Below are 12,844 nucleotides of genomic sequence, written 5' to 3'. Positions count from 1 at the left end.
CCACCGGGTCAACACATCCTAGCCACCGGCTATTCCGCCGGCCGGAGGCACAGCACCATGTCGGGCGCCGCTGCTGGAGCGGGGCGTGTGTCCCTTACGACCATGTCGCCGCCGGGCGCTCAGCGCCGCTTCAGGCGAGCTGCGAACGGTCCGGCGACCGCCGCGATGTCTGGCGAGCGGAGCAGGGCGAGGGCCCCGCCGTAGACCGCCGTCATGGCGAGCCCGATCACGACCATCGCGGCGAGGGCCGGGACGAGGCCGGACATCGCGAAGCCGCCGCGGGACGTGCCGCCGAGGAGGATCAGCAGGCCTGCGCCGATGGCGACCGCCGGAACCGCCGCGATCAGGTCGGTGACGAGCGAGCGCCCGAGGCCGCGTGCGGAGCCGGCCCCGATCTTCCTGGTGAGGAGGAGGCGGCGATCAGCAGCTGCACCGTGCCCGCGAAGGAGACGACGGCGGCGATGCCGATGGCGATCCATGGCCGATCGAGGAGGGAGCACAGCAGCACGCCGGCGATCACGACGACCACCTGCGCGAGGGTGAACCAGAACGGGGTGCGCGTGTCGGTGAGCGCGTAGAAGGAGCGCTGGATGACGAAGAGCAGGCCGAACGGCACGAGCCCGGCGACATAGGCCACGATCACGGCGGCCATCTGCTCCGTGGCGTCGAAGTCGCCGTTGAAGACGCGGGCGAACGGGAGTGATACCACCGCGAGCACGGCGGTGGCGAGGACCATGGCGAGCGCCACGGCGCGCAGCGCGACGGCCACATCGGCCTTGAACGCCACGGTGTCCTCGCGAGCGGCGTGCTCGTTCATGCGCGTGTAGAACACGGTCACGAGCGAGACGGTGATGACCGAATGCGGGAGCATGAAGATCAGCCAGGAGTTGCTGAGCGCGAGCGGACCCGGCCCCGCGCTGCTCGCGAGGGAGGCGACGTTCGTCTCGAGAACGCCGGCGATCTGGCCGGCGACGAGCATGCCGAAGGTCCATCCGGCCGCCCGGCCCGCGTGACCCAGTCCCACACCCCGCCAGGCGAAGTCGGGGCGGAAGCGCAGCCCGACCCGGCGCCAGAAGGCGAAGAGCAGCAGGGCCTGCACCGCGATGCCGAGCGTCCCCCGCCGGCGAACAGGGCGATCATCCCGGGCGACCAGTCCTCGAACGGCCGGTCCCGGCCGCCGAACAACGCGACGAACGTGACGATCGCGGCGATTCCGACCACGTTGTTGGCGACCGGAGCCCAGGTGAACGGACCGAAGGCCTTCCGAGCGTTGAGCACCTCGCCGAGCAGCGCGTACATGCCGAGGAAGAAGATCTGGGGAAGCGACCAGAACGCGAAGGCGGTGGCCAGCTGCAGATCGAGCTGGCTCCGGGCGAACAGCCGGACCAGCAGGGGCGCCGCAAGAGTGGCGGCAGTCGCGACCACGGCGAAGCCGGTCAGGCCGAGCGTCACCAGCTTGTTGACGTAGGCGTTGCCGCCGTCCGGTGCTGCGCTGGCCCGGACGATCTGCGGCACCAGGATCGCGCTGAGCAGGCCGCCGCCGATGATGGCGTAGATGCTGCTGGGCACGATCGTGGACACCGCGTAGGCATCCCCGCTCGCGCTGACCGCGCCGCCCACCGCGGAGGCGATGACGACCGCCTTGACGAAGCCCAGCACCCGGGAGACGATCGTGCCGGAGGCGAGCAGGGCGCTCGAGCGGCCGATGCTGCTCACTCGCGCGCCTCGGCGGCTGCGCGGCGCCGGCGGCGGATGTTGCGGAAGATGCCGAAGCCGAAGAGCGCAACGACGAGTCCCACGACGACGCCCGTCCCGACCGCCTCCCACTCCGCCTGGACGTCGAGCGTGATCACCGCGGGGCTGCCGACCTGGACGCCCGTGGGGCTGAAGGCGGTCACCGTCAGAGTGACGCGGCCGTTCACGATGGACCGGGTGGGCAGGCCGACGCGCTGGCTCGACTGGGCGTCGACCGTTGCGGTCGCGCCCTCCACGAGGATGCGGCCGTTGCTGGGCCGGCCGTCGAGTCGGATCGTGACCGGGAAGTCGAGGTCGTTGCGGACCGAGATCGGCACCTCGGCGTCGGGACTGACCACGAACACGCTGGTGCTCGTGAGCGACACCGATCCGAGGATGCCGAGGAACCGCGAGTGGAGATCCGTCGCGGCCGTCTGCCAGGCGTCAGGCAGCTCCTGCCACTGCGACGACAGGATCGCGAGCAGCCGGAGGCGCTCACGGCCGGTGAGCAGCTCCGGCCGCTCCAGGATCGACGAGAAGGAGGCGATCGCCCCGTCGTCCTGGACGAGCTGCGAGGCGGTGGGCGCGCGGGGGTCGGCGGGCTGGTCGCCGCGGAGGGCGAGCTCGCTCCCCCGGTCGGCACAGCGTCCAGCGGCACCTGGGCGACCCAGGGCAGCGAGCGGACCCCGCTCAGCACGGACGTCATGTTCGCGGTGGCCGCCGGCCACGCCCGATCGAGGGCGACCACGACGGTCGACCCCACGGGACCCCTGTCCGCCGACGCCGCGAGGAGTGCGGTCGCGTCCGCCGCCGCGCCGCGTCCATCCGCCTCCCCCGCCGAGAAGGCGGCGGACGACAGGGAGTCCGACAGCACGGAGTCGACCACGAGCGCCGTGCTGCCCTCGAGCGCCCCGGCCGCCGGAAGGGGCGATGCCGAGTCGGCCAGCGCGCTGCTCGGCACGAGCGACCGGGTCAGTCCCGACGCGGCGAAGTAGGGCAGGTCGCCCGGCATCGTCCTGGTCGGCCACGCGATGTCCGTGGCCGAGTAGTCCCAGGCGAGCAGTGCATCCGTCGTCGGCACCGCCCCGGGCACCGGCGCGGGTGTCTCGCTCGCGGTCGGCGCGGGGGTCGGGGTCGGCGTCGGCGTTGAACCGGGGGCTCCCCTGCCGGGGCTCCCGTGAAGTCGGCGGGGTCCAGCGAGGCCTCGAACGACCCCGGCGCGAGGATCGAGGGGCGCCTGCAGCGCGCTCCAGGCTGGGATCGGCGTCGGCATAGCCGAGCGGGAATATGTAGTTCGAGGAGTCCCGCAGGTCATTCAGCCAGGCGACGGCGCTTGCGGGGGCGGTGGAGCCGAGGGCTCGGATCGAGGCCACGATGCGCGGGTCGACGGCGATGGCCGTCGGCGTGCCCCGCACCGCATCGAGCTTCTTGCGGAGGACACCGCCGGTCGATGTGTACGCATCGAGCGACTCCGCGTCGAGCAGCCCGGCCGAGATCCCCGGCGTGGTGAGCGGCATGACCAGTGCGACGCCGACGGGCGGCGGCGCCGCCCCGTTCTGCCAGACCAGTCCCGAGGCTCCGAAGGCGACGCTCGTGCCCCCGACTTCGAGGTTCCCGGTGACCACGTGAGCGCCCCAGTCGGCGCCGGTCAGGATGCGCGCCACGTCGCCGGCGGGCACCGTCGCACTGACCGCGACACTGGCACCGGGCGGAAGCGCGGGGACCGGAACCGACCCCGCTGCGGCGGTCTCGGCGGACCCGGGATCGGTCAGCTGCTTCTCGAGCCCGCCCCGGTCCGCCTCGTCGGGCGTGAGGCCGAGCACCAGCGTGCCCGCCTGGAGTGCCGTGGTGCCGCGGTTGGCGACGGTCGCGGTGACCGCGAGGTCCTGCCCGGGAGCGACGACGCCGCTGCCGGCGGCGAGAGTCAGCGACACCGAGGGGGCGTCCTCCTCCGCGGCCGACGCAGCGGGAAGGGACAGCGGCAGGAGACCGGACACGACCGCCGCGGCCAGGGGCAGGGGAGCGAGACCTCGGAGCAGCCTGGTCGCCAGCGTCCGGCGGCTCTGCCTCACGCCGGGCGCTCGGAGGCGTCGACCGGCCTCCACGCTCCCATGGGAAGCGAGTCTAGGCGGTGGCCCCGCGGCTTCCCCGGTGCCCCGCGCCCGGCACGGCAACTAGCATGGAGCCCCATGGACAGCGCGGCGGCCGCTCTCGACCGTCTCGCGACGATCGCCTCCTCCGCCCCCGTTGCGAGGCTGGCGGCGGCGTTCGAGCAGGCCGGCCATGAGCTCGCCCTCGTCGGCGGTCCCGTCCGCGACGCCTTCCTCTCCCGCACCGCGCTCGACCTGGACCTCACCACCGACGCCCGGCCCGACCGGATCCTCGAGATCGTCACGCCCATCTCGTCGGCCCGGTGGGATGTCGGGCGCGCCTTCGGCACCATCGGCGCCCTCGTCGCCGGCGAGAAGGTGGAGATCACGACCTACCGGTCCGACGCCTACGAGCCGGAGTCCCGGAAGCCGGAGGTGCGCTTCGGGGACACGCTCGAGGAGGACCTCGTCCGGCGCGACTTCACCGTCAACGCCATGGCCCTCCGGGTTCCCGGTCGCGTCCTCGTCGATCCGACCGGCGGGATCGACGACCTGCTCGCCCGGCGGCTGCGCACGCCGCAGACGCCGGAGACGTCCTTCAGCGACGATCCCCTGCGGATGCTGCGAGCGGCGCGCTTCGCCGCGCAGCTCGGCTTCTCCGTCGAGGAGGACACCCGTGCGGCGATGGAGCGGCTGGCCGAGCGGCTGGAGATCGTGTCCGCGGAGCGCGTCCGCGAGGAGCTCTCCCGCCTCGTGCTCTCCGGAACGCCACGCCCGGGGCTGGAGCTCCTGGTCGGCACGGGCATCGCCGACCGGATCCTGCCTGAGCTGCCCGCGCTCCGGCTGACGGTCGACCTCGAGCACCGGCACAAGGACGTCTACGAGCACTCGCTCACGGTCCTCGAGCAGAGCATCGAGCTCGAGCGCGAGCGGGGACACGAGCCCGACCTCGTGCTGCGCCTCGCCGCCCTGCTGCACGACGTCGGGAAGCCGGCCACGCGCCGGTTCGAGCGCGGCGGAGCCGTCACCTTCCACCACCACGACGTGGTGGGAGCGAAGCTCGTCCGGAAGCGGCTCCGCGCTCTCCGCTACGACAACGACACCATCGCGCGCGTCGCGGAGCTCGTCGAGCTTCACCAGCGCTTCTTCGGCTACACCGAGGGTGTCTGGACCGACTCGGCGGTCCGCCGCTACGTGCGGGATGCCGGCGACCAGCTCGAGCGCCTGCACATCCTCACCCGCGCCGACGTGACGACACGGAACAGGAGGAAGGCCGAGCGGCTGGCCTCCGCCTACGACGATCTGGAGCGCCGGATCGGCGAGCTGGCGGAGCAGGAGCAGCTGGAGGCCGTGCGACCCGACCTCGACGGCGAGAGGATCATGGCGATCCTCGGGATCCGGCCGGGGCCCGACGTGGGCCGTGCCTACCGCTTCCTGCTCGAGCTCCGCCTCGACGAGGGGCCGCTGGGCGAGGACGAGGCCACCCGGCGCCTGCTCGACTGGTGGGGCACGCAGTTGCCGGCTCCCGGCCGAGACGGCTAAGCTTCTGCGGTTGTCCGCGTTCCGTCGCGGGCGCTGCGTCCGCTTCGGCGGACAGTGCACACACCCTCCTGCTGCAGAGAGCCTGCAGCCGTTCTAGTCCGAAGGAGGTGGGTCAGTGACGCACAAGTACGAACTCATGGTCATCCTCGACCCCGAGATCGACGAGCGCACGGTTGCCCCGAGCCTCGACAAGTTCCTCGGCGTCATCCGCAACTCGGGTGGCACCATCGACAACGTCGACATCTGGGGCCGGCGACGTCTCGCCTACGAGATCAACAAGAAGAGCGAAGGCATCTACGCCGTCGTGAACCTCACGTCGACGTCCGAGGCCGCCAAGGAGCTCGACCGCCAGCTCGGCCTGTCCGAGGCGGTGCTCCGCACCAAGGTGCTGCGCGCCGAGGAGGCCGTCGCCCGTGCCGAGGCCGCAGCCGCGGCCGCCGCCGAGCAGCCCGCGACAGGTCGCTGAGCCGTGGCCGGCGAGACCATCATCACGGTGGTCGGCAACCTCACCGCCGACCCGGAGCTCCGGTACACGCAGGGTGGACTGGCTGTCGCCAACTTCACCATCGCGTCGACGCCGCGCACCTTCGACCGCCAGGCGAACGACTGGAAGGACGGCGAGGCCCTGTTCCTCCGCGCGTCCGTCTGGCGCGACTTCGCCGAGCACGTCGCCGGCTCGCTGACGAAGGGCTCCCGCGTCATCGCGACCGGGCGCCTCAAGCAGCGCTCGTACGAGACCAAGGAGGGCGAGCGCCGCACGGCGATCGAGCTCGAGGTCGACGAGATCGGCCCCTCGCTGCGCTACGCGACCGCACAGGTCACGCGCGCGGCCGGCGGCGGCCGTGAAGGCGGCGGCGGCGGACGTGGAGTCTCGTCCGGCGCGGACGAGCCGTGGGCGCCCAGCGCGCCGGCGGCCGCCGGTGGCGGCGGAGGCGGCGACGTGTGGAACACGCCCGGCTCCTACGACGACGACACCCCGTTCTGATCGGCGCCGTCGCTCCCCTCTTCTCTTCTTCTCACAGTTAGGAAACCCGCATGGCTGGAAAGGCCCGCGGCGACAGCCGCAAGCCTCGCGTGAAGGGCGGCAAGACCGCCGCCCCCGCGAAGGCGATCCGCGTCGGCGTCATCGACTACAAGGACGTCGCGACGCTCCGCAAGTTCATCTCGGAGCGCGGCAAGATCCGCGCCCGCCGCATCACCGGTGTCTCGGTGCAGGAGCAGCGCCTCATCGCGCGGGCCGTCAAGAACGCCCGCGAGATGGCTCTGCTCCCGTACGCCGGGTCCGGCCGCTAGGAGGCACCATGTCGAAGCTCATCCTCACCCACGAGGTCACCGGCCTCGGTGCCCCCGGCGACGTCATCGACGTCAAGCCGGGCTACGCGCGCAACTACCTCATCCCCTCGGGCCTCGCAGTCGCGTGGACTCGCGGCGGCGAGAAGCAGATCGACTCGATCAAGGCGGCCCGCGCCGCGCGCGAGCTCGCCACTGTCGAGGAGGCGCAGCAGCTCAAGGCCCGCCTCGAGCAGGCTCCGGTCACCCTCCAGGTCAAGGCGGGCCAGGGCGGTCGCCTGTTCGGCTCGGTCAAGGCCTCGGACGTCGCCGCTGCGGTCTCGGCCGCCGGCCTCGGCGAGATCGACAAGCGCAAGATCGAGCTCCCGTCCGTGATCCGGGCGACGGGCTCCCACGAGGCGACGGTCCGGCTGCGTGACGACGTGGCCGCGACGATCGCTCTCTCGGTGGTCGCCGCGCGCTGACGGCACCCACGTCACATCGACGGCGGCACGGGAAACCGTGCCGCCGTCGTCGTGTTTCCGCAGGGTTGTACACAGCCCGGAGCGCCTGTCAACCTTCGAGCATTGGTTGAGGGCAGTTATCCCCAACACGCTCGTCTCCGCAGAGAACACCTGATCAGCTCCGGATGGGCGCTCAGAACGCGACGCTGACACGCCGCCCGCCCACAGGCTGTGCACACCGACGCGCCGCTTTCGCGCACGTTATCCCCAGCTCTGTGCACACCGCCCTGCGGCGATGCGGAGGTACCGTCGGGACGCGCCCATCGGGGGAATGCCAGCCATGTCAGGGGTACACGCTGGAATGGGCGCGGCAGGGTTGGGGAGGAACACATGTCGATCGCTCATCTGGGAATCGCACCGGATGTCCGGGGGACGCGAAGCGGGGCGAGCGAACCCCGCCGCACGACCTCCTTGCTGAGCAGAGTGCCCTCGGGGGAATGCTGCTCAGCAAGGACGCCGTCGCGGACGTCCTCGAGGCCGTCAAGGGCGTCGACTTCTATGTGCCGAAGCACGAGGTCATCTTCGATGCGATCCTCAACCTCTACGCCCACGGTGAGCCGACCGACGTCATCACCGTCACCGACGAGCTGACCAAGGCGGGCGACCTCTCCCGCGCCGGCGGCGCCGACTATCTGCACACCCTGACCGGCATCGTGCCGACCGCGGCCAACGCCGGCTTCTACGCCGAGATCGTCGCCGAGCGCGCCGTGCTGCGCCGCCTGGTCGACGCGGGCACCCGCATCGTGCAGATGGGCTACGCCGCCGAAGGCGAGGTCACCGACCTCGTGAACAACGCCCAGGCCGAGATCTACTCGATCACGCGCGAGAAGGAGGCGGAGGACTACGTCCCGCTGACCGACGCCGTGACCGCGGCGATCGACGAGATCGAGGCGGCTCAGGGCCGGGACGGGTCGATGACCGGAGTCCCCACGGGCTTCAGCGAGCTCGACGACCTCACGAACGGCCTGCACCCCGGCCAGATGATCGTGGTCGCGGCCCGTCCCGCCATGGGAAAGTCGACGCTCGCGCTCGACTTCGCCCGTGCCGCGTCGGTGAAGCACAACATGCCGTCCGTCTTCTTCTCTCTCGAGATGGGGCGCAGTGAGATCGCGATGCGCCTCATGTCGGCCGAGGCCGCCATCCCGCTGCAGCACATGCGCAAGGGCACCCTGCAGTCCGACGACTGGACGAAGCTGGCGCAGACGCGAGGGCGCATCAACGACGCGCCCTCTACATCGACGACAGCCCCAACATGACCCTGGTCGAGATCCGCGCCAAGTGCCGCCGTCTCAAGCAGAAGGTCGGGCTCAAGCTCGTCGTCATCGACTACCTGCAGCTGATGACCTCCGGCAAGCGGGTCGAGAGCCGCCAGCAGGAGGTGTCGGAGTTCTCGCGGGCGCTCAAGCTGCTCGCGAAGGAGCTGCAGGTCCCCGTCATCGCCCTGTCGCAGCTGAACCGCGGTGCGGAGCAGCGTGCGGACAAGATGCCCGCCATCTCCGATCTCCGCGAGTCGGGCTCGATCGAGCAGGACGCCGACATGGTGATCCTGCTGCACCGCGAGGCGGCGTACGAGAAGGACAGCCCGCGGGCGGGTGAGGCCGACCTGATCGTCGCTAAGCACCGCAACGGCCCCACGCGCACCGTCACCGTCGGCTTCCACGGGCACTACTCGCGCTTCGTGGACCTGCCCCCGGCCACTGACCCTCGCTGCTCCGCCGGGCCGGCGGCCCGGTCCCCTTGGCATAGGGTGGGAAGGGCCGCCGGATGGTGGCCGCAGACGGAGGCGGCAGTGACTCGCGAGAGCGATGAGGGGCGGCGCGGCTACTGGGCCGTGCTGCTCGGGCGAGGCATCCTCGCCGGTGTCCTGGCCCTTCTCGTCACCTTCAACGCCGACCACTCCCCCGTGCTGGGACTCGCCGTCTACGGCGCCTTCGTCGGCCTCCAGGGCCTCCTGCTCGCGACGACAGCTGCGCGGTCCGCGCGCACGCAGGTCGGGACGGCGCTCACCCTGTCCTCCGGCGTGGTGGGCATCGCCACCGGCGTCCTTGCCGGCGCACTGCTCATCGTGGCGCCCGGCGCCGCAGATGCCGCGCTCGTCCCGACCATCGCGCTCTCGGGTGCCGCCGCCGGACTCCTGGAGCTCCTGCTCGGCCTCCGCCGCGAGGACTCGGGCGTTCAGTCCCGCGACCATGTCGCCGTGGGGGCGGCCACCCTGCTGCTGGTCCTCGGAGTGCTGCTCGCATCGGGCGCGCCCGTCGTCACGGTGGGCCTGACGGGCGCCTACGGTGCCGTCGTCGCCGTCTACCTGATCATTGCGGCCCTGTCCCTGCTGGGGCCGGACCGGTCCGCTCCGACGAAGCAGAACGCCGGCGACACAGAGGAGGTGCGGGGAGCATGAGCACCAAGCCGTCACGCGCCGAGCGCTTCCGCCCGGCCGAGCTGCTGGGCCTCGCGATGGCCTTCGGCCTCTTCGCAGGCCTCGTCGTCCTGATCACCGCGCGCGACGTGACCCTCGGCGTCATCTTCTTCGGAGTCGCCTTCATCGTGGCGCTCATCGTGCTCGCCATGCTCGCGCTCGTCGTGGCTCCCGACCTGCCGCCGAAGGGTGACGACCCGCAGAAGCCCGGGACGACGCCGAACGACGGGCCGCGGGCCGGCTGAGCCGCCGCGCCCTAGGGGCGCTCGGCCACGAGGCCGACCAGCTCGTCGGCGAGCCCGATGTATCCCGCAGGGGTCAGCGCGGACAGCCGCTCCTTGGCCGCGTCCGGCAGGTCGAGCCCCGCGATGAACTCCCGCAGGGCGGCGGCGTCCAGCCGGCGTCCCCGCGTCAGGCCCTTCAGCAGCTCGTAGGGGTTGTCGAGGGTGCTGCGACCGGCGGCGACCTCGGCGCGGATGACGGTCTGGATGGCCTCGGCCAGCACCTCCCAGTTGCCGTCGAGGTCCGCGGCCAGGCGCGCCGGGTCGAGCTCGAGCTCGCCGAGACCCCTGAGCACGTTGTCGAGCGCGAGGAGGAGTGCCCGAATCCGACGCCGATGTTGCGCTGGGTGCTGGAGTCGGTCAGGTCCCGCTGGAGTCTGCTCGTGACCAGGGTGGCCGACAGGGACCCGAGCACGGCTGCTGACAGCTCGAGGTTCGCCTCGGCGTTCTCGAAGCGGATGGGGTTCACCTTGTGCGGCATGGTCGAGGAGCCGGTCGCGCCGGCCACGGGGATCTGCCGGAAGTAGCCGAGGGAGATGTACGTCCACACATCGGTGCACAGGTTGTGGACAACTCGGCCGATGTGCACGACCAGGTCGTAGAGCTCCGCCTGCCAGTCGTGCGACTCGATCTGGGTGGTGAGCGGGTTCCAGGTGAGACCGAGGGAGGTCACGAACTCCCGCGAGACGCGCTGCCAGTCGGCGGCGGGGTCGGCGGCGACATGCGCGGCGTAGGTGCCGGTGGCGCCGTTGAACTTGCCGAGGTACTCGGTCGCGTCCAGCCGCGCGAGCAGGCGGTCGAGCCGAGCGACGAACACGGCCAGCTCGCGGCCCATCGTCGTCGGCGTGGCCGGCTGCCCATGCGTGCGGGCCAGCATGGGCACCGACCGGTGCTCGAGCGCCATCGTGCGCAGCGCATCGATGACCGCGAGAAGCCGAGGTCGCCAGACCTCTCTGACCGCGTCGCGCACCGTGATGGCGTAGGCGAGGTTGTTGATGTCCTCGCTCGTGGCCGCGAAGTGGGTCAGCTCCGCGATGGCGGAGAGACCGAGCGTGTCCAGGCGCCGCCGGACGAAGTACTCGACCGCTTTGACGTCGTGCCGCGTCGTCGCCTCGAGCGCCGCCAGCTCATCCACCTCGGGCGCGCCGAAGTCCGCAACGGTGCTCCGCAGGGCGGCTGACTGCTCGGCCGTCAGTGGGGTCGTGCCGAACATCCGGTGGTCGGTCAGGTACAGGAGCCACTCCACCTCGACCAGCACCCGCGCCCGGTTGAGGCCCGCCTCGGACAGGTGCTCGGAGAGAGCGCCCATGGCAGGCCGGTAGCGGCCGTCGAGCGGGCTGAGCGGCTGCGGGGGAGGGACGTCATGGGACTCCGTTTCCGTGGGCGGCGGGATCCGCACTGCCATTGTGGCGCAGACCCTCCCCAGGCCGTCGCGCGCCGGTTCTGTACGCGGACCTCCCATCCCGGAGGCGCGGGCGTGCGGAGAGGGAACAGGATGCTCGGGTGCTCCCGCCGGCCGGACCCGAAGAGGGGCGAGCGCTCGCGTCCGCGGCCGCCGAGCTCCGCGCGCTCGCCGAGGCCGTCGACGCGCTGACGGAGGTGGAGTGGCGCTCGCCGGCGGCACTGGCCTATGCCCGCGCCGTCCGGGACATCGCGAGCGACGTCCGCGACCTCGCGGCGCTGCTCGAGGCGGAGGCGCGGTCCTTCCCGTGAGCGATGTCCTCGTCGTGTCCGGAGGGGGTCGCATCACCGTGGCGGGTGACGACCTCCTCGTGGCGATCGCGCGCTGCCGGCTGCTGGCCGGCCGGCTCGAGGACGTGGCGCCGCATCTCCCGCCGAGCGCATTGGGGGCGCGGCTGCGACTGGGCGAGCTCGCCCTTCGGCTGCGCACCATCGCGGTCCTCGTGTCCGCGGCGCTCGACGGCTACTCGGCGGCCGAGCTGAGCCTCACTCGGGCCGCGGAGTCGGCGGCGGGCGAGGCCGCCTACTGGACCGCGTTCCTCGGGCCCCTCGCTCTCGCCCTCGTTCCGCCGCCCATCCTCCTCGCCGCGGCAGGGGGACGGCCGTTCTCCTCGCCACCGGGCGGAACCGGTTCGGCTCGCCGGCGGAGCGAGCCCTGCTCTCCGATCCGCGCCTCGTCGCCGCCGTGCGGCTGGCCGTGGGCGTCGCCGACGACGGTCTCCGCGGCGCCATGCGCCTCCCCTGGCCCGCGTCCGAGGCGGCCGACGACCGGGCCACCGGCCTCGTGGGCAGGGAAGCCACCACCCGCGCTCTCCTCGGGGCGCTCGTGGCGGCCCGAGCGGTGGCGTCCGGTCCGGTGAGCGTCACTCCGGTCGGACGGCAGCGCGTGCGCGCGCCCCGCTCGCTCGCCGATCTTGCGGACCGGGTGCCTCCGCCCACCCCCGGCGGCCCTCAGGTGCGGGTCGAGCGCTACGACGGCGTGGCGGCGGTGTACGTCGGGGGCAGCATCGACCTGGGGTTGGGGGCCGGCGTCGAGCCATGGGATCTCGGGTCGAACCTCGCCGCGGTCGGCGGCGCTCCCGCGGGCTCGGTGCAGGCCGCGGCCGCCGCGCTCGCGGCGGCAGGAGTGGGACCCGACGACCCGGTGGTGCTGATCGGCTACTCGCAGGGCGGCCTGGTCGCGTCCCGCCTGGCGGCGTCCGGCAACTATCGAGTGGCCGGAATCCTCACGCTCGGCTCCCCCGGATCCTCGGTCCGGGTGCCAGCGGGCGTGCCCGTGCTCGAGCTCGAGCACGCCGAGGACCTGGTCCCCGCCCTCGCCGGACCGCAGCGCGCAGCGGCGCCGGAGCGCGTCACGGTCACCCGCTCGCTCTACGACGGGGATGTGCCGGACTCACCGCTCGCGGTGCCAGCACACCAGCTGGAGGAGTACCGGGCGACCGCCGCGCTCGCCGACGGAACCGCGGAGGAGCGGGTGAGCGCCGTGCGCCCCCTTCTGCTCGAGCCCTTCGATGGGGCCGGAGCCGG

Annotated in this window: 11 protein-coding genes and 4 pseudogenes; 10 read left to right on the top strand and 5 right to left on the bottom strand. The window is 72.3% G+C overall.

The annotated features are described in order from the left end of the window. Positions 1–119 precede the first annotated feature (119 nt). The 4 genes and pseudogenes from QUE51_RS06160 to QUE51_RS06145 form a co-directional block, all read right to left on the bottom strand. Positions 120–266 carry a hypothetical protein gene (locus tag QUE51_RS06160; RefSeq protein ID WP_286278706.1) on the bottom strand — a complete coding sequence of 49 codons (147 nt, stop codon included), beginning with the start codon at positions 264–266 and terminating at the stop codon, positions 120–122. Between the two features lie 77 nt (positions 267–343). Further along, entirely contained in the window at positions 344–1,099 is a 756-nt protein-coding gene (gene murJ / locus QUE51_RS06155) for a murein biosynthesis integral membrane protein MurJ (RefSeq protein WP_286278705.1), read from the bottom strand. A 140-nt stretch (positions 1,100–1,239) separates the two neighbouring features. Then, positions 1,240–1,569: pseudogene (locus QUE51_RS06150) on the bottom strand (lipid II flippase MurJ); the annotation flags it as partial. A 143-nt stretch (positions 1,570–1,712) separates the two neighbouring features. Next, positions 1,713–3,806, bottom strand: coding sequence for a DUF6049 family protein (locus tag QUE51_RS06145; RefSeq protein ID WP_286278704.1), 2,094 nt, complete (start codon positions 3,804–3,806; stop codon positions 1,713–1,715). 117 nt (positions 3,807–3,923) lie between these two features. Here QUE51_RS06145 and QUE51_RS06140 point away from each other — a divergent pair, with 117 nt between their 5' ends. From QUE51_RS06140 to QUE51_RS06110, 7 genes and pseudogenes are all read left to right on the top strand, one after another. Next, entirely contained in the window at positions 3,924–5,366 is a 1,443-nt protein-coding gene (locus QUE51_RS06140) for a CCA tRNA nucleotidyltransferase (RefSeq protein ID WP_286278703.1), read from the top strand. A gap of 136 nt (positions 5,367–5,502) precedes the next feature. Continuing rightward, positions 5,503–5,832 carry a 30S ribosomal protein S6 gene (gene rpsF, locus QUE51_RS06135; protein ID WP_286279281.1) on the top strand — a complete coding sequence of 110 codons (330 nt, stop codon included), beginning with the start codon at positions 5,503–5,505 and terminating at the stop codon, positions 5,830–5,832. 3 nt (positions 5,833–5,835) lie between these two features. Further along, positions 5,836–6,351: a single-stranded DNA-binding protein gene (locus QUE51_RS06130; protein ID WP_286278702.1), complete on the top strand. Its 516-nt coding sequence runs from the start codon at positions 5,836–5,838 to the stop codon at positions 6,349–6,351. A 50-nt stretch (positions 6,352–6,401) separates the two neighbouring features. Beyond that, positions 6,402–6,659 (top strand): 30S ribosomal protein S18, encoded by a 258-nt coding sequence (rpsR, locus tag QUE51_RS06125; protein ID WP_286278701.1) that lies wholly within the window; start codon positions 6,402–6,404, stop codon positions 6,657–6,659. Between the two features lie 8 nt (positions 6,660–6,667). After that, positions 6,668–7,120 (top strand): 50S ribosomal protein L9, encoded by a 453-nt coding sequence (gene rplI / locus QUE51_RS06120; RefSeq protein ID WP_286278700.1) that lies wholly within the window; start codon positions 6,668–6,670, stop codon positions 7,118–7,120. A 369-nt stretch (positions 7,121–7,489) separates the two neighbouring features. Continuing rightward, positions 7,490–8,852 (top strand): annotated as a pseudogene (gene dnaB / locus QUE51_RS06115) (replicative DNA helicase); the annotation flags it as partial. Between the two features lie 701 nt (positions 8,853–9,553). Beyond that, the gene (locus QUE51_RS06110; protein WP_286278699.1) at positions 9,554–9,820 is read left to right on the top strand and encodes a hypothetical protein; all 267 of its coding nucleotides are present in this window, start codon (positions 9,554–9,556) and stop codon (positions 9,818–9,820) included. Between the two features lie 11 nt (positions 9,821–9,831). Here the strand turns inward: QUE51_RS06110 and purB are convergent. Next, positions 9,832–11,261, bottom strand: a pseudogene (gene purB / locus QUE51_RS06105) (adenylosuccinate lyase). Between the two features lie 98 nt (positions 11,262–11,359). Here purB and QUE51_RS06100 point away from each other — a divergent pair. The 3 genes and pseudogenes from QUE51_RS06100 to QUE51_RS06090 all read left to right on the top strand — a co-directional run. Then, positions 11,360–11,569: a hypothetical protein gene (locus tag QUE51_RS06100; protein WP_286278698.1), complete on the top strand. Its 210-nt coding sequence runs from the start codon at positions 11,360–11,362 to the stop codon at positions 11,567–11,569. Then, the gene (locus QUE51_RS06095; protein ID WP_286278697.1) at positions 11,566–12,177 is read left to right on the top strand and encodes a hypothetical protein; all 612 of its coding nucleotides are present in this window, start codon (positions 11,566–11,568) and stop codon (positions 12,175–12,177) included. The genes QUE51_RS06100 and QUE51_RS06095 overlap by 4 nt, the downstream gene beginning before the upstream one ends. Further along, a pseudogene (locus QUE51_RS06090) lies at positions 12,102–12,578 on the top strand (alpha/beta hydrolase); the annotation flags it as partial. The gene QUE51_RS06095 and the pseudogene QUE51_RS06090, both read left to right, overlap by 76 nt. Positions 12,579–12,844: the final 266 nt, after the last annotated feature.

The sequence above is a fragment of the Naasia aerilata genome (assembly GCF_030296595.1).
Lineage (GTDB): Bacteria > Actinomycetota > Actinomycetes > Actinomycetales > Microbacteriaceae > Naasia > Naasia aerilata.
The sequence above is the reverse complement of the archived record's forward strand: the minus strand, read 5'-3'. Positions and strand labels throughout refer to the sequence as shown.

Coding starts and splice junctions, on each gene's coding strand:
- rpsF (WP_286279281.1), top strand. CDS start 5,503: ATGGTCATCCTCGACCCCGAGATCGACGAGCGCACGGTTGCCCCGAGC.
- QUE51_RS06160 (WP_286278706.1), bottom strand. CDS start 266: ATGTCCGGCCTCGTCCCGGCCCTCGCCGCGATGGTCGTGATCGGGCTC.
- QUE51_RS06110 (WP_286278699.1), top strand. CDS start 9,554: ATGAGCACCAAGCCGTCACGCGCCGAGCGCTTCCGCCCGGCCGAGCTG.
- rplI (WP_286278700.1), top strand. CDS start 6,668: ATGTCGAAGCTCATCCTCACCCACGAGGTCACCGGCCTCGGTGCCCCC.
- rpsR (WP_286278701.1), top strand. CDS start 6,402: ATGGCTGGAAAGGCCCGCGGCGACAGCCGCAAGCCTCGCGTGAAGGGC.
- QUE51_RS06140 (WP_286278703.1), top strand. CDS start 3,924: ATGGACAGCGCGGCGGCCGCTCTCGACCGTCTCGCGACGATCGCCTCC.